This is a genomic window from Synechococcus sp. BA-120 BA3 (genome assembly GCF_034931285.1).
Classification (GTDB): domain Bacteria; phylum Cyanobacteriota; class Cyanobacteriia; order PCC-6307; family Cyanobiaceae; genus Cyanobium.
In genome coordinates this window covers 1-1,328 of sequence record NZ_JAYGHZ010000177.1, presented here as the reverse complement: position 1 = coordinate 1,328, position 1,328 = coordinate 1, and the positions used below count along the sequence as shown (strand labels likewise).

Here is a 1,328-nt window from a genome sequence, read left to right as displayed (position 1 = left end):
GCCGGAAGCTGCTGAGCGCGGCGCTGCCGCCCCGGGCCGACCGCACCCAGCTGCTGATCGCCAGCCGGCTGCTGCTGCTCGTGGACGCCCTGATCCGCCTGCCCCGGTCCCCGCAGCGCCCGGGGCGACCGGATGCGGGGCGCTGATAGGGTCGAGCCATCGCCGGATTCGCTTCCCCTTGCTGGATCTCACCGACTTCAAGCGCGACCTCTCCGAGCTCACCGACCGCCTGGGCCATGCCCAGGACTGTCTTTGACGTACCGGCCCTGAAAGCCCGCCAGCGGGACCTGGAGCAGCTGGCTTCCCAGCCCGGCTTCTGGGACGACCAGCAGCAGGCCCAGAGGCAGATGCGCCAGCTGGATGAGGTGAAGGCCCAGCTGGAGCAGCTGCAGCAGTGGCAGGCGGCGATCGATGACGCCCGCGCCACCCTGGAGCTGTACGACCTCGAGCCCGATGAGGAGCTGCTCGGCGAGGCCAACGGCGGCCTGCAGAGCCTCAAGGGGGCCCTCGACCGCTGGGAGCTGGAGCGACTGCTGAGCGGCCCCTACGACAAGGAGGGGGCGGTGATCTCGATCAATGCCGGTGCCGGCGGCACCGACGCCCAGGACTGGGCCCTGATGCTGATGCGGATGTACACACGCTGGGCCGAGGACCATGGCATGAAGGTGACCGTGGACGAGCTCTCCGAGGGGGAGGAGGCGGGCATCAAGAGCTGCACCATCGAGATCGACGGCCGCTACGCCTACGGCTACCTCCGCAACGAGAAGGGCACCCACCGGCTGGTGCGGATCTCGCCCTTCAACGCCAACGACAAGCGCCAGACCAGCTTCGCCGGTGTGGAGGTGATGCCCAAGCTCGAGGAGGAGGTGAAGCTCGACATCCCCGAAAAGGATCTGGAGGTCACCACCTCCCGTTCGGGCGGCGCCGGCGGCCAGAACGTCAACAAGGTGGAGACGGCCGTGCGGATCCTGCACATCCCCACGGGGCTGGCGGTGCGCTGCACCCAGGAGCGCTCCCAGCTGCAGAACAAGGAGAAGGCCATGGCCCTGCTGATGGCCAAGCTGCTGGTGATCGCCCAGGAGCAGCGGGCGGCCGAGATCGCCGACATCCGCGGCGACATCGTCGAGGCGGCCTGGGGCAACCAGATCCGCAACTACGTGTTCCACCCGTACCAGATGGTCAAGGACCTGCGCACCGCCCAGGAGACCACCGACGTGCAGGGGGTGATGGACGGGGATCTCGATCCCTTCATCCAGTCGCTGCTGCGCCAGGGTGTGGAGAGCGCCGCCGACGCGGCCGCCTGATCCCCCCGCTGCGCCCCCCATGCC

At 69.1% G+C, this 1,328-nt stretch carries 1 protein-coding gene; it reads left to right on the top strand.

Features of this window, described 5'->3' with window-relative positions:
- The first annotated feature begins 178 nt into the window (after positions 1-178).
- Positions 179-1,304, top strand: a protein-coding gene (prfB, locus tag VB737_RS07055; protein WP_500312213.1) for a peptide chain release factor 2 whose coding sequence is annotated in 2 segments (ribosomal slippage) — positions 179-253 and positions 255-1,304 — 1,125 coding nt in all. Because the reading frame shifts where the segments join, the coding sequence is not laid out codon by codon here.
- The last annotated feature ends 24 nt before the right edge of the window (positions 1,305-1,328 follow it).